Here is a 25,082-nt window from a genome sequence, read left to right as displayed (position 1 = left end):
GTCGGGGCCGGGGCATCGCGTCGGCCATCGGGAGCTTTAGACCATGACCCTCGTCGACCAGACCGAGAAGCTGCGCCACCCCGAAAAGGCCCATAAGCCCGACAATCCCATCCAGCGCAAACCGGCCTGGATCCGGGTCAAGGCGCCGATGAGCCAGGAATACAACGAGACCCGCCAGCTGATGCGCGGGCTGAAGCTGAACACGGTGTGCGAAGAGGCCGCCTGCCCGAACATCGGGGAGTGCTGGAAGCAGAAGCACGCCACCTTCATGATCCTGGGCTCCATCTGCACGCGCGGCTGCGCCTTCTGCAACGTTGAGACCGGGCGTCCGGATCTGCTCGACCCGCATGAGCCGGAGAAGGTCGCGGAGGCCGTCGGTCAGCTGAAGCTGTCCCACGTCGTCATCACCTCGGTCGACCGCGACGATCTGGCCGACGGCGGTGCCGAGCATTTCGCCCGCACCATCCGCGCCATCCGCGTCGCCTCGCCGACGACCACCATCGAAATCCTGACCCCCGACTTCCAGAAGAAGAAGGGTGCGGTCGAGGTGGTGGTGGAGGCCAAGCCCGACGTCTTCAATCACAATCTGGAAACCGCGCCGCGCCTCTACCCGACGATCCGTCCCGGCGCGCGCTACTTCGCCTCGCTGCAATTGCTGGCGCGGGTGAAGGAACTGGATCCGACGATCTTCACCAAGTCCGGCCTGATGGTCGGCCTGGGCGAGACCAAGGAGGAGATCGGGCAGGTGATGGACGATCTTCGCTCCGCCGATGTGGACTTTCTGACGATTGGGCAGTATCTCCAGCCCACGCCCAAGCATGCGGCGGTGGATCGCTTCGTGACTCCCGAGGAGTTCGACGGTTATTCCACTGTTGGCCGCGGCAAGGGCTTCCTGCTGGTGGCCTCGTCGCCGCTGACGCGCTCGTCCTACCATGCGGGTGCGGATTTCGAGAAGCTGCGCGAAGCCCGGCTGCGTAGGCTGGGGGTCGCCGCCGCCTGATCCAGGCGGTTCAATAAGAAAGGACACGGTACGGGCATGCCGACGCACGCGGAGAAGAAGGTTCTTCCCTACACGCCCCAGCAGATGTACGACCTGGTCGCGGACGTGGAGAAGTATCCGGAGTTTCTGCCCTGGTGCCTGGCGGCCCGCATCCGCAAGCGCGAAGACAATGTCATGTTCGCGGACCTGATCATCGGTTTCAAGATGGTCCGCGAACGCTTCACCTCACGAGTGGAGTTGCACGAGCCCGACTGCCGGATCAACGTGCAGTACACTGACGGGCCGTTCCAGTATCTGAACAATCACTGGATCTTCAACGAGCATCCCGGCGGCTGCTGCGTCGACTTCTTCGTCGATTTCGAGTTCCGCTCGAAGATGCTGCAGAAGATCATGGGCCTGCTGTTCAATGAGGCTGTCCGCCGCATGGTGCAGGCCTTCGAAACGCGCGCGGCCCAGCTTTACGGGCCGGGCCGGGCGACGCAGCCGGCCTGACGCCGGCCGCGGACGATTGAGGCGGGTGGTCGGTCAGCTCTTGTCCGACCACAGTTCCCCGCCGCTCGCCCAATCGCTCTTCTTCACGTCCTGAAAGATGATGTCCACCGCGGACGGCGAGCAGCCGAGGACCTTTACGGTCGCCTCGGTCAACGCCTTGGCGTATTCGCGCTTCTGTTCGACGGTGCGTCCTTCGAACAGCTGGATGTTGATGGTCGGCATCGGGTCTTTTTCCTTATTGGTAAAGAGCTTGTCGGCGATTCTTCAGCGTAGGCTTCCGGTTGGCCGGGCGAGCCGAAGCCGCTCCAGCGCCGCCTGGACCGTCGCCATCCGAACGGCGTCGCGGTCGCCGGGGAAGGTGTATTCCTTGGCCTTGGCAGCTCCGCCGCGCACGGCGGTGGCGACATAGACCCGGCCCACCGGCTTGGTTTCCGTGGCCCCGCCGGGGCCGGCGATTCCCGTCACCGCCACCGTCACGTCGGCGCGCGACTTTGCCAGCGCGCCGACCGCCATGGCGACGGCCACCTCCGGGCTGACGGCACCATGGGCATGCAGCAGGCTGGCGGGCACGGCCAGCACCTCGGTCTTGGCGATGTTGGTGTAGGTGACGAAACCGCGGTCGACCACCTTGGACGAGCCGGCTATGTCGGTCAGGGCGCCGGCGATCAGGCCGCCGGTGCAGGATTCGGCCGTCGCCAGCATGAAGCCGGCGAGGCCGTATTCGGCAAGCGTCTGGGCGGCCAGGTCGCGGATGATCTCGGGAAACATGACGGCCTCTCCCGGTTCGTATCGTTGGTCGGGATGTTATAGCGCCGTGCGTTTAATATGAAACGGACGGCGCTATAGCTTTCTGTTTAACGATCGGATTCACGCGTCAAATCGATTCCGATTTTACGCGATCCGATCTATCCCGGAAGTCGGACGGTCGCCACAGCCTGTGCCGCAATACCCTCGCGCCGACCGGTGAAGCCCAGCTGTTCGGTGGTGGTCGCCTTCACGCTGACCCGTCCGACCTCGATGCCCAGAATCTGGGCAATGCGGTCCGCCATGGCGGCGCGGTGGGGGCCGACCTTCGGTCGCTCGCAGATGATGGTCACGTCGGCATGGGCGATGACGCCGCCGCGCTCCGCCACCAGATCGGCGGCATGGCGCAGGAACTTGGCGCTGTCGGCCCCGCGCCAACGCGGATCGGTCGGCGGAAAGTGGCTGCCGATGTCGCCGGCAGCCAGCGCCCCGAGAATGGCGTCGGTCAGGGCATGCAATCCGACATCCGCGTCGGAGTGGCCTTCCAGCCCATGGCTGTGGGGGACGCGCAGGCCGCAGAGCGTCACGAAATCGCCATCGGTGAAGCGGTGGACATCGAAACCGCTGCCGGTCCGCACGTCCCACAGGCTGCTCATGATCGTTCGGGTGGCGCGGGTCAGGTCGTCGGGGGTGGTCACCTTGAAATTGTCCTCCTTGGACGGCACCAGCGCCACGGTCAGCCCGGCACGCTCCGCCACCGCGGCATCGTCGGTCAGCGACAGACCGGCGGCGGCCCGGTGCGCTTCGAGAATGGCGGGAAAGCGGAAGCCCTGCGGTGTCTGCGCCCGCCACAGCCCGTCGCGGTCAACCGTGCCGGTGATGGCGTCCCCGCTGCCGCGCTTCAGCGTATCGGCCACCGGCACCGCCGCGATGGCGCCCGGCGTGCTGTCCAGCGCCGCGATCACCGCAGCGATGGTGTCCGCATCGATCAGGGGGCGGGCGGCGTCGTGGATCAGCACGAGATCGGGTGCGCCGTCGGCGGCCAGGGCCTCCAGCCCATTGCGGACCGAGTCCTGACGGCTGGCGCCGCCGACAACCGGGTCGGGCAGGGCAAGCCCGGACAGGGCGGCGTCATAGGCATCGCGCCAGGTCGGGTCGATGACCACGCGCACGCCGGTGACCTGCGGATGGCTCAGGAAAGCCTCCACCGTCCGGCGCAGCACCGGCTTGCCCGCGAGGTCGAGATACTGCTTCGGCCGCTCGGCCCCGAACCGCTGTCCGGACCCTCCGGCCACGATCAAAGCAATACAGGTGGGGGCGATGCAGGTGGGCATAAGGCAAACCGTAAGATATGATAGCCACTTGACGGAAACGTCGCGGAGCCTAGCCTGTCGCCGTGGTTCCGCCAAGTGCCGAGCCTTGCCGCCGAGACGCTCCGGACAATGTCAGGGAGCCGGCCGGCGCGCTCCGGCAGCATGATGGCGGGAAGACGGGAGTGCATTCGGGTCCATGTCGCAGAACATTCTTTTGAGCCTGACGGCGCTGGTGGCCCTGGTGCCTGCCGCCCTCTACCCCTACCGGCGCATCGCGGGGCAGGGCGTGGAGGGGCGCGGCTGGGCTTTCTGGGGCGCGTTGTTGCTTGCCGCCGCCGGACCCGGCATGTGGGCGATTCTCCAGGTTGCCGGCCAATGGCAGACCGGATTCTCGACGGCGCTGTGGGTAACGACGGCCGCCTGCATGGCGCTGTTCATCGGATTGAGCCTGTTCCATGCCACCGCCTGGAGGCTGGCGCCGCTGCTGCTGCCCTATCTGCTGGTGGTCTGCCTGCTGGCGACCCTGACCGAGGATGCGCCGGCGCCGATCCTGCGCGGCAATGCGCCGGGCGTGTGGATCGACCTGCACATCGCCGTGTCGGTTTTCACCTATGCCCTGCTGACGCTCAGCGCCGTGTCGTCCTTCGCCGCGGTGATCCAGACCCGGGCACTGAAGTCCAAGCGACCGACCCCGCTCAGCCGCTTCCTGCCGCCGGTGGCGGAGAGCGAGCGGCTGCAACTGCGCCTGCTGATCGCGTCCGAAGTGGTGCTGGGTGCCGGGCTCGCCACCGGCATGGCCGTGCTCTATTTCGAGCAGGGGCTGCTGTTCCGCACCGACCATAAGAGCCTGCTGTCGCTCGCGACCTTCATCGTGATTGGAATCCTGCTGCTTGCCGAATACCGGACCGGGGTGCGTGGACGGACGGCGGCGCGCACCATGCTGATCGTCTACCTGCTGGCGACGCTTGCCTATCCCGGCGTCAAGTTCGTCTCGAACGTGCTGATCGGGCAGTGGACCTGGAGCTGAGCCGGAAATCGGCGCAAGCCGGTGCAAGATCATGGGTTTAGGACGGGGCTTGAGCGCGGCGGCCGGGCTTCGCCCTTGCGCACGACTGTCGCCACGTGATAACTTGCCCAAATTGACGGCACTTTGTTGATTTGCCCATCAATCGGGCAGGTGAGAATGACCATACAAATCGGACCCATCACGCTCGCCGGACCGGTGATCCTGGCGCCCATGTCGGGTGTCTCCGACCTGCCGTTCCGCCGTCTGGTGAAGCGCGCGGGCTGCGGCCTCGTCGTGTCTGAGATGATCGCCAGCCAGGCGATGATCCGCGAGAACCGGCAGACTCTGCGCATGGTGGAAACCGAGCCGGAAGAGTTTCCGATGGCGGTCCAGCTCGCCGGTTGCGAGCCCGAGGTGATGGCCGAGGCGGCGAAGCTGAACGAGGACCGCGGCGCCGCGGTCGTCGACATCAATTTCGGCTGCCCGGTCAAGAAGGTGGTGAACGGCCATGCCGGCTCCTCCCTGATGCGGGACGAGGCACTGGCCGGCCGCATCCTGGAGGCGGTGGTGAAGGCCGTCGGCATTCCGGTGACGCTGAAGATGCGGCTGGGCTGGGACGAGACCAACCGGAACGCCCCCAATCTCGCCCGCATCGCCGAGCAGTGCGGCATCAGGATGGTGACGGTCCATGGCCGCACCCGCATGCAGTTCTACACCGGCACCGCAGACTGGACCTACGTCCGCCATGTGAAGGAGGCGGTGAAGATCCCCATCGTCGTCAACGGCGATATCGCCAGCTTCGAGGCGGTGGACCGTGCGCTCGCCGAATCCGGCGCCGACGGCGTGATGATCGGGCGCGGCAGCTACGGGCGCCCCTGGTTCCCGTCTCAGGTCATGCAGTATCTGCGCACCGGCGAGAAGCTGCCCGACCCGACGCTGCCCGAGCAGATGGACACGCTGCTGGAGCATTTCGACAGCATGCTGAGCCATTACGGCACGGACGGCGGCATCAAGGTCGCCCGCAAGCATGTCTCCTGGTACTCGACCGGCCTGCGCGGCTCCAACGAGTTCCGGCAGGAGGTCAACCAGCTGGATGACCCGAACGCGGTGCGCGACCGCATCCGTGCCTTCTATGAACCGGCAATCGAAAGGATGGCCGCCTGATGGATCCCGTACCGATGACCGCTCCGGGCCAGCGTGGCCGCAACCGGTCGGGTGCCGCCAGAGCGCCGCGGCTGGACTCGCTGGTGGTGCTGAACAGCCTGCCCGATCCGGTGCTGGTGGTGGACGGCAACGGCGACATCCGTTTCGTCAATCTGGAAGGGCAGGAGTTCTTCGACCTGTCCGCCAACGCCATGGAAGGCATGCCGCTGCCCGACCTGCTGCCGCCGGACAGCCCGGTGATGGGCCTGATCGAACAGGTGCGCCGGGGCAGCCGCCGGGTGTCGCAGGACGGTGTCATCATCGACACACCCCGCATCGGCCCGCACCATGTGACGGTGCAGGTGGCGACCATGGGCGACCCGCCCGACCATGTGGTGCTGACCATCCATGAGCGGTCCCTCGCCCGCAAGATCGACCATTCGCTGACTCACCGCCACGCTGCGCGCTCCGTCACCGCCATGGCGGCGATGCTGGCGCACGAGGTGAAGAACCCGCTGTCCGGTATTCGCGGCGCCGCCCAGCTGCTGGAGGAGAATGCCAGCGACCAGGATCGGGTGCTGACCCGCCTGATCTGCGACGAGGCCGACCGCATCGTCGCACTGGTCAACCGGATGGAGGTGTTCTCCGACGAACGGCCGCTGGAGCGCGCCGCGGTGAACATCCACACCGTTCTGGAACATGTGCGGAAAGTGGCCCAGAGCGGCTTTGCCCGAAAAATACGCTTTGTCGAGCGGTACGACCCGTCACTGCCTCCTGTTTACGGCAATCGCGACCAACTTGTGCAGGTTTTCCTGAATCTGGTTAAAAATGCGGCGGAGGCTGCACCGGAATCGGGCGGCGAGATCACGCTGACGACCTCCTACCAGCACGGTGTGCGCATGGCGCTGCCCGGCGGGGACGTGCGCCGGCACCTGCCCCTGCTGGTGACGGTTCAGGATAACGGCGACGGCATTCCGGAAGACCTGCAGTCCAACCTGTTCGATCCGTTCGTGACCAGCAAAGTGAACGGGACTGGCCTTGGTCTTGCATTGGTGGCGAAACTGATAGGCGACCATGGCGGAACCATCGAGTTCGACAGCCAGCCTCGCCGGACCGTCTTCAAGGTGTCGCTGCCGATGTACGATGATTCGAAATACGATCAACCGAAGCTTTCCGGGGACTCGAAGATTTCTGACGCTGGCTTGCAGTCCAAGGGCGGCCGGGGGACTCGTTGATGAGCGCAGCGACCATTCTCATCGCGGATGACGACCGCGCCATCCGCACCGTCCTGACGCAGGCCCTGGCCCGGTTGGGGCACGAGGTCCGCACCACCGGCAACGCCGCGACGCTGTGGCGCTGGGTGGCGGACGGGCAGGGGGATCTGGTCATCACCGACGTGGTGATGCCGGACGAAAACGGCCTGGACCTGATCCCGCGCATCAAGAAGCTGCGGCCCGAAATGCGCGTCATCGTGATGAGCGCGCAGAACACGCTGATCACTGCGGTGAAGGCGGCGGAGCGTGGGGCCTTCGAATATCTGCCCAAGCCGTTCGACCTGAAGGAACTGGTTTCCGTCGTCGAACGCGCGCTGAACACCAACACCCCGCCGGCCGCAATGCCGGGGGGCGACATGGAGGGCGAGGAACAGCTGCCGCTGATCGGCCGCTCGCCCGCCATGCAGGAAATCTACCGGGTGCTGGCCCGCCTGATGGGCACCGACCTGACGGTGATGATCACCGGCGAGTCCGGGACCGGCAAGGAACTGGTGGCCCGCGCGCTGCACGATTACGGCAAGCGGCGCAACGGCGCCTTCGTCGCCATCAACATGGCCGCCATCCCGCGCGAACTGATCGAATCCGAACTGTTCGGCCACGAGAAGGGCGCTTTCACCGGTGCCACCAACCGGTCGACCGGCCGGTTCGAGCAGGCGCAGGGCGGCACGCTGTTCCTGGACGAGATCGGCGACATGCCGCTCGACGCCCAAACCCGGCTCCTGCGCGTGTTGCAGGAAGGCGAATACACCACCGTCGGCGGGCGCACCGCAATCAAGACCGACGTGCGCATCATCGCAGCGACCCACCGCGACCTGCGCACCCTGATCCGCCAGGGCCTGTTCCGCGAGGATCTGTTTTACCGCCTCTGCGTGGTGCCGATCCGCCTGCCGCCGCTGCGGGAGCGGACGGAAGACATCCCGCTGCTGGTCCGCCATTTCCTGAATCTCGGCATCAGCCAGGGACTTCCGGCCAAGAGCATCGACCAAGCGGCGATGGACCGGCTGAAGCGCTATCGCTGGCCCGGCAACGTCCGTGAACTGGAAAACCTCGTCCGCCGTCTGGCTGCGCTCTATTCGCAGGAGGTCATCGGGCTGGACGTGGTCGAGGCGGAACTCGCCGACGCCACCCCGGCCGCCCAACCGGTCGAGGAACCGCAGAGCGAGGGCCTGTCCTCGGCCGTCGAGCGCCACCTGAAGGACTATTTCGCCGCCCACAAGGACGGCATGCCGTCCAACGGCCTGTATGACCGGGTGCTGCGTGAAATCGAACGGCCGCTGATTTCGCTCAGCCTGTCGGCGACCCGCGGCAACCAGATCAAGGCGGCACAGCTGCTCGGTCTGAACCGCAACACGTTGCGCAAGAAGATCCGCGACCTCGATATCCAGGTGATGCGCGGCATCAAATAGGTCGCATCCGGCAGTGCGTGTGGGAGGCCCGCCATAGCGGCCGATCCGTGCCAAAATTGTGACACAGCCCGGTCAAGGGCGGCGGGCAAACCGCCGCCCATTGGCCACTTAACGCCTTCTGCACCTCGTCTGACACCTTCCGGCGTAGACTGTGCTGTCCGAAAGGCAGATTCGTTGAGGCTTGGCAGGGCCGCAACAGAGGTGTATCTTTCCGGCAACAGATTAGCGCCGGATCATGCCACCGAATTCCGACATTGCAGCAGCCGGCCAAAGGCCGGTCTGGCAGAAGATTCTCCAATGGTCCAGGCGGGTCGGCCTGGGCAAGCGGCTGGCCTTTGCCCTGTCGCTGGCGGCCTTGGCCGCCGGGTTCGCCACCTATGCGGCGATGACGGAAAGTGCGCCGTTCGGTCAGGCCAACCCGCGGACCGTCACGCTTCTGCTGACGCTCGACCTTGCGATCCTGCTGACGCTGGGCGTGCTGATCGCCCGGCGCATCGTCGCCATCCTGATCGGGCGGCGGCGCGGGCTGGCGGGGTCGCGGCTGCACACCCGTCTGGTTCTGGTGTTCAGCGTGCTGGCGGTGGCGCCGGCCATCATCATGACCGTCTTTTCCACCCTGTTCTTCTACGTCGGGGTGCAGAGCTGGTTCAGCGACCGCGTCCGCACGGCGGTGAATGAATCCCTGGTCGTCGCCAGCGCTTATCTGCACGAACACCAGCAGAACATCCGCGCCGACGCCCTGGCGATGGCCAACGACCTGTCGCAGGAGGCGCGCTTCTCCAGCGACCCCGAGCGGTTCGAGCAGGTCGTCGCCACCCAGGCGATGCTGCGCGCGCTGTCGGAGGCGATCGTCTTCAACGGCACCACCGGCGCCATTGTCGCGCGGGCCGGCTACACCTTCACCCTGGAATTCGAACCGATCCCGGAAGACAAGATCCAGCAGGCCCGCACCGGCGAGGTCGCGCTGATCGTCAAGGAATCCGACGACCGCGTCCGCGCCCTGGTCAGTCTGGACCGGGTGTCCGACACCTTCCTCTATGTCGGCCGCATGGTGGAGCCGCGGGTGCTCCAGCACATGGCCTCGGCCGAGGGAGCGGTGAAGGAATACACCGCGTTGGAGAACCAGCGCGGCAGCCTGCAGGTCACCTTCACGCTGATCTTCCTGGTGGTGGCGATGCTGCTGCTGTTGGCGGCGGTGTGGGCCGGGCTGAATTTCGCCACCCGGCTGGTCCGCCCGATCAGCGCCTTGATCGGCGCCGCCGAGCGGGTGCGCGCCGGCGACCTGACCGTCCGCGTGTCGGAACCGCCGGGCGAGGACGAGTTCGTCCTGCTGTCGCGCGCGTTCAACCGCATGACCACCGAGATCGAGGGGCAGCGGCGGGAGCTGCTGTCGACCAACCGGCTGCTCGACGAGCGCCGCCGCTTCACCGAGACGGTGCTGTCCGGCGTGTCGGCCGGCGTGCTGGGTGTCGATGCCGACGGCGTCATCAACCTGCCGAACCTGTCCGCCGCCCGCCTGCTGGGCGAGGAGGATCCGGAGCGGATGATCGGCATGTCGCTGGTCGAGCTGCTGCCGGATATCGGCGACCTGCTGGAAAACGCGCCGAAGAAGCCCGGCCGCGTGGTGCAGGACCAGATCCAGATCCGGCGTCCGGGCAAGACGACGCTGACCCTGCTGGTTCGCATCGCAGCGGAGATGCGCGACGGCACCGTGCGCGGCTATGTCGTCACTTTCGACGACATCACCGAACTGGTGTCGGCGCAGCGCAAGGCGGCCTGGGCCGACGTGGCGCGCCGCATCGCGCACGAGATCAAGAACCCGCTGACGCCGATTCAGCTGTCGGCCGAACGGCTGCGCCGCAAATATCTGAAGGAGATCTCCAGCGACACGGAGGTCTTCACCATGTGCACCGACACCATCGTCCGACAGGTCGACGACATCCGCCGCATGGTGGACGAATTCTCCGCCTTCGCGCGGATGCCGCAGCCGGTGATGAAGCCGGTCAACATCAACGATCTGGTCCGGCAGGCTGTGTTCCTGCAATCGAGCGCCCATTCCGGCAAGATCCGTTTCGACACGCGGCTGCCGTCCGGGCCGTTGACGGTGGCCTGCGACAGCCGGCAGATCTCCCAGGCGCTGACCAACCTGCTCCAGAACGCCGCCGACGCCATCGAGGGGCGCACGCCGCCGGCCGACGGCGCGGATCTGCCGCCTGGAGAGGTGGCTATTGCAGTCGAGGATGACGGCGAGAAGGTCGTCGTCACCGTACAGGACAACGGCAAGGGCCTGCCCGGCGGCGAGCAGCGCGACCGGCTGACCGAACCCTATGTGACGACGCGGGCCAAGGGCACCGGGCTGGGGCTCGCCATCGTCAAGAAGATCATGGAGGACCATGGCGGCGTGCTGACCCTCGAGGACCGCGAAGGCGGACCCGGGGCGCGCGTGACCCTGGTCATTCCACACCCGGTTACGGTCGCGAACGACGCGGGCGGCCGTGACGACAGGCCGGCGGAGACCGGCGGAGAGATGAGGCACGAAGCCCATGGCGCATGACATTCTGATCGTCGATGACGAAGCCGATATCCGGATGCTGATTGCCGGCATCCTGAACGACGAAGGCATCAAGACGCGCGAAGCCGCCGACGCCGATCAGGCCTTCGCCCAGGTGGCGGCGCGCCGGCCGAGCCTCGTCGTGCTCGACATCTGGCTCCAGGGCAGCCGGCTGGACGGTCTGCAAATCCTGGAACAGCTGATGCGGGATCATGCCAACCTGCCGGTCATCATGATCTCCGGCCACGGCAACATCGAAACCGCAGTCCAGGCGATCAAGGTTGGCGCCTACGACTTCATCGAGAAGCCGTTCAAGGCCGACCGCCTGCTGCTGATGGTGGATCGTGCCATCGAGGCCGCGCGGCTGAAGCGCGAGAATCAGGAGCTGAAGCTGCGCGCCGGCGGCGATGCGGAGCTGATCGGCAAGTCTTCGGCGGTCAATCAGGTTCGCCAGTCCATCGACAAGGTGGCGCCCACCGGCAGCCGCGTCCTGATTTCCGGCCCGCCCGGTGCCGGCAAGGAGGTGGTCGCCCGGCTGATCCATGCCCGCTCCCGCCGGGCCGGCGGTCCCTTCGTCGGGCTGAACTGCGCCACCATGCGGCCGGAACGGCTGGAGATGGAGCTGTTCGGCACCGAAGCCGGCGTCGATGGTCCCGGCCGTAAGATCGGCACCTTCGAACAGGCCCATGGCGGCACGCTGCTGCTGGACGAGGTCGCCGACATGCCGCTGGAGACCCAGGGCAAGATCGTCCGCGCCCTTCAGGAGCAGGTGTTCGAGCGCGTCGGCGGCGGACAGCGGGTCGAGGTGGACGTGCGCGTCATCGCCACCTCCAACCGCGACCTTCAGGCGGAGATCGAGCAGGGGCGCTTCCGCCAGGATCTGTTCTACCGCCTGTCGGTGGTGCCGATCCGCGTGCCGTCGCTGGCCGAGCGGCGTGAGGACATCCCGGTGCTGGCCCGCCATTTCATGCAGCGGTCCGCCGAAGCGTCCGGCCTGCCGACCCGCGAGTTCGGCGAGGACGCCATGGCCGCCCTCCAGGCCTATGACTGGCCGGGCAACGTGCGCCAGTTGCGCAATGTCGTGGACTGGCTGCTGATCATGGCCCATGGCGACCCCAAGGAGCCGATCCGCGCCGACACCCTGCCGCCGGAGATCGGCGCCATCACGCCGACGGTCCTGAAATGGGACAAGGGCGGCGAGATCATGGGCCTGCCTCTGCGCGAAGCCCGCGAGGTGTTCGAGCGCGAATATCTGCTGGCCCAGGTCACCCGCTTCGGCGGCAACATCTCCCGCACCGCGTCCTTTGTCGGCATGGAACGCTCCGCCCTTCACCGCAAGCTGAAGTCGCTGGGCGTCCATGGCAGCGAGAAGGGGAAGATGTTCCTCGAGTGATCGGTGCAATCGCTCGACCGCAATCACTTCTCAGTCCGTCCCTCATTCCCGCGAAGGCGGGAATCCAGCGTTTGCACGGAAGTGGCTGTGGGTCAGCCTGGATCCCCGCCTTCGCGGGGATGACCTCCGCGTGAGGGAGTCGGCTTCGTGCCGATCATGTTCACGCCTGCCGGAGTATCTCCTTGTCCTCCCCCATCACCCTGCCGCGCGCCGTCATCTATGACTGGGACAACACCCTGGTCAGCAACTGGGACACGGTTCGCGAGGCGCTGAACCATGCGCTGGTGTCCTTCGGCCTTGCCCCCTGGAGTGCCGAGGAGGCGCGCGAGCGGATCAAGGCATCGCTGCGCGACAGCTTCCCGCGCATTTTCGGCGAGCGCTGGACCGAGGCGCGCGACCTGTTCTACGCCTATTTCGCCGCCCACCATCTGGACGGGCTGACGCCGTTGCCGGGTGCCGAGACGCTGCTGCGCCATTTCCACGAGCGGGGTGTCTATCAGGCCGTCGTCTCCAACAAGAACGGCAAGTTCCTGAGGGCGGAGGCCGACGCGCTGGGCTGGACCCGGTATTTTGGCAAGCTGGTCGGCGCCCAGGATGCCGAGTTCGACAAGCCGCACATCGCCCCCGTGCGGATGGCGCTGGAGCCGGCGGGGATCGCGACGGTTGAGGATGTCTGGTTTCTCGGCGATGCCGACATCGATATGGAATGCGCCCATGGCGCCGGTCTCGTTCCGGTGCTAATAGGGCTGGGCGAGGGGAGTGGCTTCGACCGCTTCCCGCCCGCCCATCGCCACACCGACTGTACGGCGCTTCACCGCGTCCTGTATGGCTTGGTGGACGGCAATGGTGATACCATATCCCTGCAAACGGCTGTCGAGACGGTACCAACGCGGACCACACCTACACCGTGAAACGGGGAGCGGACCGCCTAGCAAAGGGGTCCCAAGAACATTGAAGAAGGGGGCATGAAAAATGTCTGAAAAAAGCCAGAACGTGCAGGACGTGTTTCTCAATCACGTCCGAAAGAACAAGACTCCCGTAACCGTCTTTCTCGTGAACGGCGTGAAACTCCAGGGCATTATTACTTGGTTCGACAACTTCTCGGTACTTCTGCGGCGCGACGCGCATTCCCAGCTCGTCTACAAGCACGCAATCTCGACGGTCATGCCGGCCCATCCCATTCAACTTTTCGAGCCGCCCAAGGAAGGTGAAAGCGTCTGATCCCTTGACCAATGGTAACGGCGCGGCCCCTGAAGGCGCCGCGCGGGCCATCGTGGTCCACCCCGTCCTCCGCAGTGAGGCGGACGGGGACATGCGCCCTCCCGAATCGCGGCTTGAGGAGGCGATCGGTCTTGCCCAGGCCATTCAGCTGGATGTCGTCCATGCCGAATGCGCCAAGGTGAACCGCCCGCAACCGTCGACCCTGCTCGGCTCCGGCACGGTTGAGCATCTGGCACAGGTGGTGGAAGAGGCCGAGGCTTCGCTCGTCATCCTCGACCACGCCCTGTCGCCGGTCCAGCAGCGCAACCTCGAACGGTCGCTGAAGGCGAAGGTCATCGACCGCACCGGCTTGATCCTGGAGATCTTCGGCGCCCGCGCCCGGACGCGCGAAGGCATGCTCCAGGTCGAGTTGGCGTCCCTGACCTACCAGAAATCCCGTCTGGTGCGGTCCTGGACGCACTTGGAACGGCAGCGCGGCGGCTTCGGCTTCCTCGGCGGTCCCGGTGAATCGCAGCTTGAGCTTGACCGCCGCCTGATCGGCGACCGGATCATCAAGATCAAGAAGGAACTGGAGGAGGTGCGGCGGACCCGCGGCCTTCACCGCAAGGCACGTGCGAAGGTGCCTTATCCCGTGGTGGCTCTGGTCGGCTACACCAACGCCGGCAAATCGACGCTGTTCAACCGGCTGGCGAATGCCGACGTCTTCGCCCAGAACCTGCTGTTCGCCACGCTCGATCCCACCATGCGGCAGGTGACCCTGCCGTCTGGGCGCAAGGTGATTTTGTCGGACACTGTCGGCTTCATCTCCGACCTGCCGCACGGCCTCGTCGCCGCCTTCCGCGCCACGCTGGAGGAGGTGGACGCCGCCGACATCATCCTGCATGTCCGCGACATCGCCCACATCGACAGCGACGCCCAGAAGGCCGATGTCCATGAGGTGCTGTCCGACATGGGCATCGACCCGGAGGCGGACGACCGGGTGATCGAGGTGCTGAACAAGATCGACGCGCTGGACGAGGAAAGCCGCGCGGCGATCCTGGCCCAGACCGGTCGCAATCCGCGTGCGGTGGCGGTCTCCGCTCTGTCCGGCGAGGGGATCGACAACCTCGACCGCCTGCTGGACCAGCGGATGAACGTCAACCGCCAGGTCGTCGACCTCTCAGTCGGTCTTGACGACGGTGCTGCGCTCGCCTGGCTCTACGCCAGAGGCGAGGTGCTGGACCGGCGCGACGACGAGGAACATGCGCATCTGCATGTCTCCATCGACCCCGTCGATCTCGCCCGGTTCGAAAAGCGGTTCCAGTCCGACAATCAGGCCGAACCGCAACCTTAGGCGGTGCAGCTGAGGGTCATGGCTAAACGGAAAGGGGTGTGGACAGGACTATGACCTGTTGCACCCCACTCCGGTCTTAAGACGAATGCGGCGTGGTTATTTGCCCGTTGGGGTCCGATGATGGGAAAGGAGCGGTCGCGCTCCCCCTTGAGGAGGACTGCCAATGCGGTTGCAAACCGATCCGTCGTGCTTCTCGATTACGGCATTTCTCGCCGATCAGGTAGCTCTCGTCGCCCGTCAGGAGAATTTGCCGCCGGGTGCGGCCCTGCTGCGCCTACAGGAGCTTTCGCGCACGCCGGAAGGCCGTGCCACCCTGATGCATCTGATCGAGGCCGCCGGCGAGCGGGAACCGAACGCCGATGAGGCCGCGAAGATTTCGGCGATCTGCCGTGAACTGACCGCCTGGGGCTATGGCGGCTTCACCGGTGGCCCCCGCCATGAGTCTCGTCACGATCAGCGCGCCGCGGCATGACGGTGATTTGACACATGCTTGAGGGATGACGGCGCCTGCGATGGCAGGTCATAATGAGCCGTTCGCCATCGCCGCGGTCCCGAATTGCTCCGTTTCCCTTCCCGAACCATCCTGACCGGTGCCGGCCGTCTGATGCCGGCGCTGCCGCTGTTGCTGGCATTCGTCCAGCCACTGGCGGCGGCGGAGCCACTGCGACCGGGAATGCCGCTGCCGCCCGGCTATGTGGAAGAACCGGAAACCCCACCCGAAGACCCGCTTCCTCCGCCGCCGAAGCCGCTGTCGGTGGCGCCCGACGAACCGCAGGTCGTCGCCCCCGATGCTGCGGGTCTGCTGAAGGAATGCAAGCAGCAGACCTTCACTGACTGCTTCCGCCTGTGGCAACCCCCGCCGCCTCCACCGCCGCCGCCGGAGCCTGAAAAGGACACCGCTGCAGCGCCTCCGCCTCCACCACCACCCGATCCCAAGGCGCCACGCCAACCGGCGCAGGGCGGTCCTGTGCCGCCGCCGCCACCCGATGCGGCCAAGGAAGCCGCCGCGGCAGCAGCCGACCGCGCCACCTTCGATGCGCTGTCGAAAGCGCTGAAGGACAGTGGGCTGGACGGCAAGGTTCTGCTGACCGACCCGAAGGGCGGCGATCCCCTGTTGAAGCTGGACAGCGTGCCTGGCAGCAAGCCGGCGGCGAAGCGCTGACCCTCTCTGAACTCAAGCCGCAAAAGGGCCAACCGACCATGACGGGTTTCCCGCTTCCCGACATCGACCGCGTCGCGGATCTGATCCGCTCCGTCGCCCGGACGGAGATCATGCCCTATTTCCAGAAGCTCGACGCCGCCGGTATCCGGCAGAAGACCGGCCCGACCGATCTCGTCACGCTTGCCGACGAGGCGGCGGAGCGGGCCTTGACCCCGGCGCTGTCGACGCTGCTGCCGGGCAGCCGCGTCGTCGGGGAGGAGGCCGCATCGGAGGACGAGCGCGTGCTCGACCGCATCCATGGCGACGATCCGGTCTGGATCATCGACCCGGTGGACGGCACGATCAACTTCGCCCAGGGACGGCCGATGTTCGCGGTGATCGTCGCGCTTGCCTGCAAGGGGGAGACGGTCGCCGGCTGGATCCACGATCCGGTCGACGGTCGGATGGCGACGGCGGTGAAGGGGCAGGGGGCCTGGCTCGACGGTCGCCTCGTCCATGTCGCACCGGCCGTGCCGTTGCCGCAGATGGTCGGAGCGCTGTCCACGCGCTTTTGCAGCGCAGAGATGGGGCGCCAACTGGAAGAGCGCAGCGTCGGGCTGGCGGACCGCGTGTGTCTGTCGAGCGCCGCCCAGGAGTATCTGCGCCTGCTGGAGGGGCGGGCGCATTACTCGCTCTATCACCGGCTGATGCCGTGGGACCATGCGGCCGGCGTCCTGCTGCATGCCGAGGCCGGCGGCTATTCGGCGCTGATCGACGGGACACCCTACCGGCCGGGGCTGCTGAACGGCAGCCTTCTGCTGGCGCCCGACCGCGAAAGCTGGCAGGCGCTGCACGGACAGCTGTTCGGCTGAGGGCGTGTTGGGTGCAGGAGGGCGACAGCCCTCCCGCGCCCCTTCAATGCGCCAGCAGCGCCGGCAGGGCCAGCCCGTCCAGCACCGTGCGGGTCGCCCCGCCCAGCACCAGTTCACGCAGGCGGGAGTGGCCGTAGGCGCCCATCACCAGCAGGTCGGCGCCCTGGTCGGTGCAGCAGGACAGGATCATGTCGCCGACCTCGCCGCCGGATGCGATGACCGACTGCGGACGGGCGGCGATGCCGTGGCGGTGCAGCCAATCGACCAGGGTGGCGGCTTCTCTGCTCTGTTGCCCGAGCGGTTCCACGGTCAGCACGGTGACGGACTCCGCCGCCTCCAGGAAGGGCATGGCGGCACGGACCGCGCGCGTGGATTCGCGTGTGTTCTTCCAGGCGATCAGCACATGGCGGCCGATGGGCGCCGCAGCCGGTTGTTTCGGCGGCAGGACCAGGACCGGTGTGGCGGTCTCCAGCGGCAAACGGTCGGGGATGTGGTGCAGCGACACCCGTTCACCAGCCCGCACTGCCGCGGATTGCGCGACGACGATCAGGTCGGCATAAGCGGCGCGCTCGGCCAGCAGATCGACATGGTCGCCCTCTTCGATGGTCCAGTCGTAGGGCAACCCGTCGAGCGACTTGCGGACCTCCTGCTCGATCCGCTCGGCATTCTCGTGGGCGATTGCAGTCGCCTCCGCCATGAAGCCATAGGAGGCGGCGCGGCCGGTGGCGCCCGCCGGCATCGACACCGGGGTGGCGATGTAGAGCGCCTGGATATGGGCGGAGAAACGCTTGGCCAAGGCCGCGGCCACCGCCAGACGGCTGGCGTGGGCGTCGTCGTTGGCCATGTGCAGCAGGATGGTCTTGATCGGCATGCCCTCGCGTCTCCCAACATTATGATCGGTCCACCATCAGCCGGCGGAGCGGTTTCCCTCTAGGTAACGCTCCGCCGGGGTCGATGGCAATGTCGGTGGATGGCAGGGACCGTGGGAGACCGTTACTTCACCACCACCGCATACTGGTCGACCGGCGCCACCGCCTTGATCAGACCGCGGGCCTTCAGGAACTCGGCGAAGCGGGTGTAGCGCTCGGCATCCAGCGCGGCTGGGCTGTGGGAGAAGCGCGGCAGCGTGTCGGCCCAGGCGCGGCGGTTCAGCTCGTCGTTCAGTTCGGGCCGGCCCTTGACGAAGGCAGCCTGCGATTCTTCCGGATGGTTCAGGATATAGAGCGTCGCCCGTTCCACCGCCGCCAGGAAGCGCTTGAAGCGCGGATCGTTCGCCTTGTCCTTGCGGGCGACCAGAATCAGTTCGTCATAGGGCGGAACGCCCTCTTCCTCGGGATAGAAGGCGCGGCCGGGGTGCTTCTCGATCTCCATCTGGTTCAGTTCGAAGTTGCGGAAGGCGCCGACCACCGCATCGACCTGGCCCGACAGCAGCGATGGCGAGAGGGAGAAGTTGACGTTCACCAGCTCGACGTCCTTCAGGCTCAGCCCCTGCTTCTCCAGCATGGCGCCCAGCAGCGCGTCCTCGAAGCCGGCGATGGAATAGCCGACCTTGCGGCCCTTCAGATCCTTCAGCGTCTTCACCGGCCCGTCGCGCAGCACGACGACGGAGTTCAGCGGCGTGGACACCAGCGTGCCGATGCGGACCAGCGGCAGTTCCTCCGCCACCTGCAGGATCAGCTGCGGCTGGTAGGAGACGGCGATGTCGGCGCCGCCGGCCGCCACCAGCTTCGGCGGATCGTTGGGGTCGGCCGGGGCGGTCAGGGTGACCTCAAGCCCGGCATCCTTGAAGAAGCCCTTCTCCTGCGCCACCACCAGCGGGGCGTGGTCGGGGTTGATGAACCAGTCCAGCATCACGGACAGCTTGTCCTGGGCCAGCGCGGGAAGCGAGGTCATCAGGCCGGCGGCGATCAGGCCGGCGGTGAAAAGATGCTTCATCGGGTGTCTCTCCCCCTTCAAGGGTTGGCGTCTTCGGCAGGTTGGGTATCGGGTTGCCAGGGCAGGGCGCGGCGGGCCAGCGCATCGACGGCGGCGTACAGCGTCACCGCGAACAGCCCCAGCACAAGCACGGCGGCGAACAGAAGGTCGATCTGCATGCGGGCATTGGCGTGCAGCATCAGGTAGCCAAGGCCGGAAGACGACCCCACCCATTCGCCGATCACCGCCCCGATGGGCGCCACCGCGGCGGCCACGCGCACGCCGGACCAGAAGGCGGGCAGGGCGGCCGGCAGGCGGATGCTCCACAGGATCGCGGCGGGCGAGGCGCCCATGGTGCGGGCAAGGTCGAGCCAGCCGGGATCGGTGCGCCGCAGCCCGTCGAACAGCGCGGTCGTCACCGGGAAATAGATGACCAGCACCGCCATGGCGATCTTGGACGCCATGCCATAGCCGAGCCACAGCACCAGCAGCGGCGCCAGTGCGAAGACGGGGATGGCCTGACTGACCAGAAGCAGCGGCATCAGCCAGCGCCGCGCCGTGCGGAACCGCGCGAGCAGCAAAGCGCTGACCCCGCCCAGCGCCACGCCGGCCACCAGCCCGATCAGGATTTCGGCCAGCGTGGTCAGGCCATGGGCCAACAGCAGTGGGGCCTGCCGCTGCATGGCGTCCGCCACCGCCAGCGGACCGGGCAGCAGGTAGCGCGGCAGCCCGGTGGCCCATACCAGCGCCTGCCAGCCGGCGACCAGCACCAGCAGGGTGATCGCGCCGCGCAGCAGCGCCTTCATTCCGCCAGCCTCCGCAACAGTTCGGCCTGATGCGCCAGCAGGTCCGGATCGTCGACCCGGCGCGGCACCGGGCCGGAGGGCTCCAGCGCCGGTCCCATGACGGCCGGCCGGCCGGTCATCACATGCAGTCGGTCGCCGATGCGCAGCGCCTCCAGCGGGTCGTGGGTGACCATCAGGACGGTGCGGCCGGCCAGCGTCTCCGCCGCCGTCTTCTGCAAGCGCAGCCGGGTGATGGCGTCGAGCGCGGAGAAGGGCTCGTCCATCAGGACCAGCGGCTTGTCCTCCATCAGGGTGCGGGCCAGCGCCACGCGCTGCTTCTGTCCGCCGGACAGAGCGGCGGGACGGTCGCGCTCGCGCCCCGCCAAGCCGACGCGGTCCAGCAGCGCGCGGGCCTGCTCCACCCGCGCCGGATCGGGACGGCGGTGGCGCAGCCGGTCGCCGAGCAGGACATTGTCGAGGACGGTCAGCCAGGGCAGCAGCAGGTCCTGCTGCGCCATGTAGGCGATCCGGCCGGCCAGCGGCTGCCGGTCGCCGGTGACCACCTCGGTCGGCGGCTCCGGCTCGGCCAAACCGGCGAGGATGCGCAGGAGCGTGGTCTTGCCGACGCCGCTCGGCCCCAGCAGGCAGGTGGTCCGCCCGGCCGGCAGTTCCAGCGTCAGGTCGGAGAACAGCAGCGTGCCGCCATAGGTCAGCCGCGCACGCGAGATGGTCACCGAAAGCGGCGTCATCGCAGGCACGCGGGCATGCATCGTGGAGTGGCGGAGATGGAGAGGGTGCGGTCCCGCATCACTGATCCCTACGCCGGCATGAACCGGATCAGGTTCCAGGGGTCGTCCCGCAACAGGACCTCTCAGCCGCCCATCGGCTCCCCCCAGTGAAGGCGGCGACTATAGGCGCGGACGATCCGTGACCGCAAGCATTGCCGGATGCCGCTTCCGGCATGCGGAAGCGGGCGGCTTGACCGCACCGCCGCGGCGCCTAGTTTCTGACGGGCATCGAGGAGTGCCCGTCCTGACCACGCCCTTCCGCACACCGCTGTTCATCGGCGGGGAAATCTACCGCGGCTCCACCTATGGACCGAAGCATCCGCTGGCGATTCCACGCGTGTCGACCGCCATCGACCTCAGCCGCGCCATGGGCTGGCTGCCGGACGAGGTCTATCTCGACACCCATGTCGCGAGCGAACGCGAACTGGCGCGCTTCCACACATCCGACTACATCGCCGCGCTGAAGCGGGCGGAGGCCGAGCAACGGGTCGACGAGGCGACCGCCACCCGCCACAATTTGGGCAAGCTGGAAAATCCCGTCTTCGCCGAAATGTACCGGCGGCCGGCCCACAGCAGCGGATCGGCGTTGCAGGCGGCCAGGATTCTCGGCGACCGGCCCGCCGGTCTGGTCTATGCGCCAGCGGCCGGGACGCATCATGCGCGGCGCGACCGGGCCAGCGGCTTCTGCTATTTCAACGCGCCGGTTCTCGGCATTCTGGAACTGATCGACCATGGGCTGGAGCGGGTCCTCTATGTCGATCTCGACGCCCATCATGGCGATGGGGTGGAGGAGGCCTTCGCCGACGACGACCGGGTACTGACCCTGTCCATCCATGAGGATGGGCGTTGGCCCTACACCGGCAAGGCGGAGGACCGCGCCGGCGGCATGGCCCGCAACCTGCCGGTCCCGCCGGGCTTCAACGACAGCGAGATGGAGCATGTGATGGAGGCGGCGGTCCTGCCGCTGGCCCGTGCCTTTCGTCCGCAGGCGATGGTGATCCAGACCGGCGCCGATGCCTTGGCCGAGGATCCGTTGAGCCGGCTGGAGCTGTCCAACCGCGCGCTGTGGGATGCCGTGGCGGCGCTGCTTCCGCTGGCGCCGCGGGTGCTGGTGGTCGGAGGCGGCGGCTATAACCCCTGGTCGGTTGGGCGTTGCTGGGCCGGGATCTGGGCGGTGATGAACGGCATCGATCCCGCCGTGCGGCCGACGGCGGAGGCGGAGGCGGTGCTGCGTGCCCTGACCTGGAACCGCGCCGCCGGCCGCAATCCGCCGGACCATTGGTTCACCACGCTGGGCGACGAGCGGCGTCCCGGGCCGGTGCGGGACGCGGTGAAGCGGGTGGCGGAGACTGCCATGTCCTGAAGGATGGCGCTGTCCTGACCCGCAGCCGACCGACTCATTCCGACGAATTCCGAACCAACCTGTGACGATTCGTTGACGGGGTCGGATTGTTCGTTGATTCTCTCTTCCACTGTGCCGGTGCAGCTTCCGCGTCGGGTGATGCGGGCTTCGGCGGGATTTGCGGGCAGGATTTGCGGTAGGAGGACGGGCGGGCGGATGTCGAACACGACGCTGTTCCTGATCGCCATCGTCATCATCATGCTGGCTGCCGTCCCGGTCGCCATGATGCTGAAGGATTTCCTGCCGAACATCATGGAAAAGAGCAGCGGCCTGGATCAGGTCGAGAACCGCATCTATGTCCTGCATGCCGAGGCGCAGGAGCTGCAAAACCGGGTGAACCATCTGGTCCAGCGCCGGAACAGCCAGTCTTCCGACCGCAACCGGCTGGAAAGCGATATCCGCAAGGTGGAAAAGCAGGTCCGGGACCTCTCGGACCAGCCGCCGATGTTCGTGCATGAGGTCGGCGACCCGCAGGCCGGACTGATGAAATTCGTCGCGACGGTGACGCAGGAGAAGGCGTCTGCCGCTGCCCGCGCCGCCGGTGAGCGGGCGCAGGTCAATCCCATCTGGCGGTGCACGAACGTGGCCGAGGTCTGGGCGTCCAGCTTCGATGAGGCCAAGCAGATGTGCGATGTGGCCTTCCCGTTCAAAATGGGTTTCCAGAAGACGTTCATGCGCGGCGATGCGCGGGCCGGGGGCAAGGCCGCCGGCAAGGGCGTGCCGACGCCGCCCGCCACCGCCCGGGCGAAGGCGGGTGCCGCCACATGATGATCAACTTCATCATCGTCCTGGCCATCGTCGCCATCGGTGCCTGGCTCGGCAACATCCTGATGAGTGTCGAGCAGCGGGTGTCGCAGGCGCGCCAGCGCGTCCGCGGCGTCCGCAACAACCTCGACAAGCTGGATGCCACCATCCACCGCCTGCATCGGGAGGAGGAGACCCTCCATGCCGAGATCGACGAACTGACCCGGGAGATGGTGGAACTGCGCAAGAAGCAGACGGAGGTGCAGCAACGCCTGACCGAAGCGCAGTCGAAGCGTCGTCCGCAGATCCTGATCCTGACCGACCGGCGCAATCCCGGCGACAAGGAATGGCTGGTCACCGTGGTGAACCAGCAGATCGGCGAGATCGATGCCGCCCACCCTCTGGCCGTCGAATGGGCACGGGGGCGCCAGTATCTCGTCTGGGCGGAGTCGGACCGCGAGGCCGGCGAACGTGCCAACCGCCGCTTCAGCGCCCGGCCCGGCTATCAGGTGCGGTCGGTGGCCCCGGTGAAGGAAGATCTCTACAGCGCCAGCCCGGCCCAAAGCGCAGCGTAGAAGAGCGCCCCGTAGATATCGAAAAGCCCCTCTTCCGCCGGGGAAGAAGGGCTTTTCGTGAAGGTCCGTCTCAGCGCTTTCCCAGGCTTCAGCGCGCCTTGGCGGTGGCCGGGGTCTGGCGGAAGGCGTCGTGCAGGTAGGGCGACAGCGACTGGCGCATGTTGCGCAGCCATTCGTGGATGATGATCAGCGAACGGGAGGCGACCGGCGGGGTCATGCCCAGCTTCACCAGATCCTCGCGGGTCATCGTCGCCACCTGATCCAGCCGGTGGCCGGTCAGGCGCGCCCAGGCCGGGGCGGTGCAGGGCTGCATGGAGATGACCTGCAGGCCCTCGCGCTCCACCATCTCCGCCTTGCGGCGGGCATACTGGCTGTCCTCCAGCTGGGAGAACGGGCCGGAGAAGCCGTTTTCCACCAGGACGCGCTTGGCCTTCGGGGCGATGGTCGCCACCCGCTCCAGCGTCGTCATGCCGGTGGACAGCGAGGCGAGGTCGACGGTCACCGGCACCATGAAGGTCAGCCGTTCGCCTTCGCCGACGTAATAGTCGAAGCCCGACACTTCGGCCCAGTTGAAGAACCACTGCGAGATGTTGCCGCCGAAGTCGTACAGGCGGCCGCCGCGCTGCAATTCCGGCCCGATCAGGTCCCAGAACTCGTAGAAGCCGTCACCCGAGCCCATCATGTTCATGAAGTCCTGGGTGATGCGGCGGTGTTCGACCACGTCCGGGCCGAACAGGCGGGCGAGACGCTCGTTCACCTCGTACTCGACGACCTTCAGCTGCAGGCCTTCCAGCATGGCGGTCGCCATCAGGTGATGGGACAGCAGCGTCTTGCCGACGCCGCCGCGGTCATTGAGGACGAAGATCGTGCCCAGCATGCGATCGCCTTTCCAGTATGCGTTTGTTGAGTCGTCTTGGGTCATCGTGGCAGGCATCGGTGGGAATACAGGAGAGCCGGTGCCCCGCGCAACCGCCGTGGACGTCCGATGGGAAGCCGGCTGCGGTTCCGGCCTGGTCATTGCGGGTTCGGGAGGCGTTTCATCCTCCCCGGTTCCGGTGTCGTCCTCTGCCGGCCGATCTTCGGCAACGGCGGTCGCCGGTGCGAGCAGGTCCAGGGCAGGGGAGGCGGGTTGTGAAGATTCCTCCACGGCTTCCGGGGCCGGTTCGCTCTCTTCGGGCGCGGGCTCTTGCATCAGCGGCTCTTCCGCGACGGCGTTCGCCTGGGCATCCTCGCCATCAAGCTCGCCATCAAGCCCGGTCGTCTCGGTCAGCAGTTCCACATCGGAGTCGGCAGCCTCCGTCACGGGTTTGACAACGGAGTCGCGCCCGTCGTCCTTCTCGCCGTCCTTCTCGGGGCCGCCCTCATTCGCATCTTCGGCCTCTTCCTTCAGGCCGGCGGACAGGGCTGCTTCATGGACGGCTGCCAGGGTCTCGGCAGGAAGGACAGCGGCGCCATGGTCACCGGCGACCTCGCTTCGCCCTTCGTTTCCGACGAGGAAGAAGGCGGAGCGCAGGGTAACGGGCGAGATCGGCTGGTTGTCGCGGGCAGTCACCCCCAGTTTGGCCAGCAGATCGGAGATCTCGGCCCAGGACAGGCCGCGCTCGCGCATCAGCCCGATATCGGCATAGCTTTCGCGCACCGCCTGCATGGCGCTGCGGTTGCCAGCCGGGCGATCGGCAAGGAGCCGTTCAAGTTCCGAGCGGTCGATCGACACCGTATGGGATTCCGGCAAGATGAAATGGCGACGGGGAAGCGCCTGGATGTTGGATCGCAAGGAATCCATTCCCCTGGGGCCGAAAAAATAGTACAAGCGGCCATCACGCGCAAACGGTTTCCAAACGACATCAACGGCGCTAAACAGTGTTGCCCGATCTGGAACCCATCCGTGACGCCGGGCAACTTCGCCGACGCTCCGGCAAATGGCGCCATGACGTTGGCTTTTGGAACCGCCTGTCGGTTGCGCGGGTTGCCATAAGGGTGGACAC

At 66.8% G+C, this 25,082-nt stretch carries 25 protein-coding genes and 1 riboswitch; of the genes, 17 read left to right on the top strand and 8 right to left on the bottom strand.

Translation table 11 applies throughout. The features are described 5' to 3' along the window. Positions 1-43 precede the first annotated feature (43 nt). Entirely contained in the window at positions 44-1,000 is a 957-nt protein-coding gene (gene lipA, locus ABNQ40_RS23710; RefSeq protein WP_109049902.1) for a lipoyl synthase, read from the top strand. 36 nt (positions 1,001-1,036) lie between these two features. Further along, on the top strand, positions 1,037-1,492 hold the full coding sequence (locus tag ABNQ40_RS23705; protein ID WP_109049901.1) for a type II toxin-antitoxin system RatA family toxin: 456 nt from the start codon (positions 1,037-1,039) through the stop codon (positions 1,490-1,492). 33 nt (positions 1,493-1,525) lie between these two features. Here the strand turns inward: ABNQ40_RS23705 and ABNQ40_RS23700 are convergent, their stop codons facing one another. The 3 genes from ABNQ40_RS23700 to ABNQ40_RS23690 all read right to left on the bottom strand — a co-directional run bounded on the left by ABNQ40_RS23700 (position 1,526) and on the right by ABNQ40_RS23690 (position 3,570). After that, positions 1,526-1,753 carry a 4-oxalocrotonate tautomerase gene (locus ABNQ40_RS23700; RefSeq protein WP_342210697.1) on the bottom strand — a complete coding sequence of 76 codons (228 nt, stop codon included), beginning with the start codon at positions 1,751-1,753 and terminating at the stop codon, positions 1,526-1,528. 3 nt (positions 1,754-1,756) lie between these two features. Next, a complete protein-coding gene (locus ABNQ40_RS23695) occupies positions 1,757-2,260 on the bottom strand; it encodes a CinA family protein (protein ID WP_109049900.1) in 504 nt (167 codons plus the stop codon). A 137-nt stretch (positions 2,261-2,397) separates the two neighbouring features. Continuing rightward, positions 2,398-3,570, bottom strand: a complete 1,173-nt coding sequence (locus ABNQ40_RS23690; RefSeq protein WP_109049899.1) for a bifunctional 2-C-methyl-D-erythritol 4-phosphate cytidylyltransferase/2-C-methyl-D-erythritol 2,4-cyclodiphosphate synthase — start codon at positions 3,568-3,570, stop codon at positions 2,398-2,400. Positions 3,571-3,745: 175 nt separating this feature from the next. On the opposite strand from ABNQ40_RS23690, the gene ABNQ40_RS23685 reads away from it, so the two are divergent. The 12 genes from ABNQ40_RS23685 to ABNQ40_RS23630 all read left to right on the top strand — a co-directional run bounded on the left by ABNQ40_RS23685 (position 3,746) and on the right by ABNQ40_RS23630 (position 16,889). Beyond that, the gene (locus tag ABNQ40_RS23685) at positions 3,746-4,576 is read left to right on the top strand and encodes an inner membrane protein YpjD (RefSeq protein WP_109049898.1); all 831 of its coding nucleotides are present in this window, start codon (positions 3,746-3,748) and stop codon (positions 4,574-4,576) included. Positions 4,577-4,732: 156 nt separating this feature from the next. Beyond that, positions 4,733-5,719, top strand: coding sequence for a tRNA dihydrouridine synthase DusB (dusB, locus tag ABNQ40_RS23680; RefSeq protein ID WP_109049897.1), 987 nt, complete (start codon positions 4,733-4,735; stop codon positions 5,717-5,719). Next, on the top strand, positions 5,719-6,933 hold the full coding sequence (locus ABNQ40_RS23675) for a nitrogen regulation protein NR(II) (protein WP_247879786.1): 1,215 nt from the start codon (positions 5,719-5,721) through the stop codon (positions 6,931-6,933). The genes dusB and ABNQ40_RS23675 overlap by 1 nt, the downstream gene beginning before the upstream one ends. After that, positions 6,933-8,378 (top strand): nitrogen regulation protein NR(I), encoded by a 1,446-nt coding sequence (gene ntrC, locus ABNQ40_RS23670; protein ID WP_109049896.1) that lies wholly within the window; start codon positions 6,933-6,935, stop codon positions 8,376-8,378. The genes ABNQ40_RS23675 and ntrC overlap by 1 nt, the downstream gene beginning before the upstream one ends. Before the next feature lie 235 nt (positions 8,379-8,613). Continuing rightward, entirely contained in the window at positions 8,614-10,932 is a 2,319-nt protein-coding gene (locus tag ABNQ40_RS23665; RefSeq protein ID WP_109049895.1) for a PAS domain-containing sensor histidine kinase, read from the top strand. Beyond that, positions 10,922-12,322: a sigma-54 dependent transcriptional regulator gene (locus ABNQ40_RS23660; RefSeq protein WP_098739871.1), complete on the top strand. Its 1,401-nt coding sequence runs from the start codon at positions 10,922-10,924 to the stop codon at positions 12,320-12,322. Before ABNQ40_RS23665 ends, ABNQ40_RS23660 begins: the two co-directional genes overlap by 11 nt. Before the next feature lie 182 nt (positions 12,323-12,504). Then, the gene (locus ABNQ40_RS23655; protein WP_109049894.1) at positions 12,505-13,233 is read left to right on the top strand and encodes an HAD family hydrolase; all 729 of its coding nucleotides are present in this window, start codon (positions 12,505-12,507) and stop codon (positions 13,231-13,233) included. A gap of 61 nt (positions 13,234-13,294) precedes the next feature. Then, positions 13,295-13,543: an RNA chaperone Hfq gene (gene hfq / locus ABNQ40_RS23650; protein ID WP_012974114.1), complete on the top strand. Its 249-nt coding sequence runs from the start codon at positions 13,295-13,297 to the stop codon at positions 13,541-13,543. 52 nt (positions 13,544-13,595) lie between these two features. Continuing rightward, complete coding sequence (hflX, locus tag ABNQ40_RS23645; RefSeq protein WP_109490934.1) at positions 13,596-14,876, top strand: GTPase HflX; 1,281 nt, start codon at positions 13,596-13,598, stop codon at positions 14,874-14,876. A 163-nt stretch (positions 14,877-15,039) separates the two neighbouring features. Then, positions 15,040-15,348: a hypothetical protein gene (locus tag ABNQ40_RS23640; RefSeq protein ID WP_109049893.1), complete on the top strand. Its 309-nt coding sequence runs from the start codon at positions 15,040-15,042 to the stop codon at positions 15,346-15,348. An 84-nt stretch (positions 15,349-15,432) separates the two neighbouring features. Next, complete coding sequence (locus tag ABNQ40_RS23635; protein WP_109049892.1) at positions 15,433-16,038, top strand: hypothetical protein; 606 nt, start codon at positions 15,433-15,435, stop codon at positions 16,036-16,038. Between the two features lie 38 nt (positions 16,039-16,076). Continuing rightward, positions 16,077-16,889 carry an inositol monophosphatase family protein gene (locus ABNQ40_RS23630; RefSeq protein ID WP_109049891.1) on the top strand — a complete coding sequence of 271 codons (813 nt, stop codon included), beginning with the start codon at positions 16,077-16,079 and terminating at the stop codon, positions 16,887-16,889. Between the two features lie 43 nt (positions 16,890-16,932). Here the strand turns inward: ABNQ40_RS23630 and ABNQ40_RS23625 are convergent, their stop codons facing one another. From ABNQ40_RS23625 to ABNQ40_RS23610, 4 genes are all read right to left on the bottom strand, one after another. After that, entirely contained in the window at positions 16,933-17,760 is an 828-nt protein-coding gene (locus ABNQ40_RS23625) for a universal stress protein (RefSeq protein WP_109049890.1), read from the bottom strand. Positions 17,761-17,882: 122 nt separating this feature from the next. Further along, on the bottom strand, positions 17,883-18,824 hold the full coding sequence (locus ABNQ40_RS23620; RefSeq protein ID WP_109049889.1) for an ABC transporter substrate-binding protein: 942 nt from the start codon (positions 18,822-18,824) through the stop codon (positions 17,883-17,885). A 17-nt stretch (positions 18,825-18,841) separates the two neighbouring features. Beyond that, the gene (locus ABNQ40_RS23615; protein ID WP_109049888.1) at positions 18,842-19,609 is read right to left on the bottom strand and encodes an ABC transporter permease; all 768 of its coding nucleotides are present in this window, start codon (positions 19,607-19,609) and stop codon (positions 18,842-18,844) included. After that, the gene (locus ABNQ40_RS23610) at positions 19,606-20,337 is read right to left on the bottom strand and encodes an ABC transporter ATP-binding protein (RefSeq protein WP_391349065.1); all 732 of its coding nucleotides are present in this window, start codon (positions 20,335-20,337) and stop codon (positions 19,606-19,608) included. The genes ABNQ40_RS23615 and ABNQ40_RS23610 overlap by 4 nt, the downstream gene beginning before the upstream one ends. 47 nt (positions 20,338-20,384) lie before the next feature. Further along, a riboswitch (TPP riboswitch) is annotated at positions 20,385-20,491 on the bottom strand. Positions 20,492-20,611: 120 nt separating this feature from the next. Here ABNQ40_RS23610 and ABNQ40_RS23605 point away from each other — a divergent pair. From ABNQ40_RS23605 to ABNQ40_RS23595, 3 genes are all read left to right on the top strand, one after another. Further along, positions 20,612-21,739 (top strand): acetoin utilization protein AcuC, encoded by a 1,128-nt coding sequence (locus tag ABNQ40_RS23605; protein WP_199235332.1) that lies wholly within the window; start codon positions 20,612-20,614, stop codon positions 21,737-21,739. A gap of 195 nt (positions 21,740-21,934) precedes the next feature. Continuing rightward, positions 21,935-22,546, top strand: a complete 612-nt coding sequence (locus tag ABNQ40_RS23600) for a hypothetical protein (protein ID WP_109050063.1) — start codon at positions 21,935-21,937, stop codon at positions 22,544-22,546. Continuing rightward, complete coding sequence (locus ABNQ40_RS23595) at positions 22,543-23,097, top strand: hypothetical protein (RefSeq protein WP_109050064.1); 555 nt, start codon at positions 22,543-22,545, stop codon at positions 23,095-23,097. Before ABNQ40_RS23600 ends, ABNQ40_RS23595 begins: the two co-directional genes overlap by 4 nt. Positions 23,098-23,185: 88 nt before the next feature. Here ABNQ40_RS23595 and ABNQ40_RS23590 read toward each other — a convergent pair whose 3' ends face one another. Next, the gene (locus ABNQ40_RS23590) at positions 23,186-24,811 is read right to left on the bottom strand and encodes a hypothetical protein (protein WP_109490949.1); all 1,626 of its coding nucleotides are present in this window, start codon (positions 24,809-24,811) and stop codon (positions 23,186-23,188) included. Positions 24,812-25,082: the final 271 nt, after the last annotated feature.

Origin of the sequence: Azospirillum sp. A23 (genome assembly GCF_042938965.1) — a bacterium.
Lineage (GTDB): Bacteria > Pseudomonadota > Alphaproteobacteria > Azospirillales > Azospirillaceae > Azospirillum > Azospirillum melinis.
Note: the sequence above shows the minus strand (reverse complement) of the source record. Positions and strands in the feature narration are given on the sequence as shown.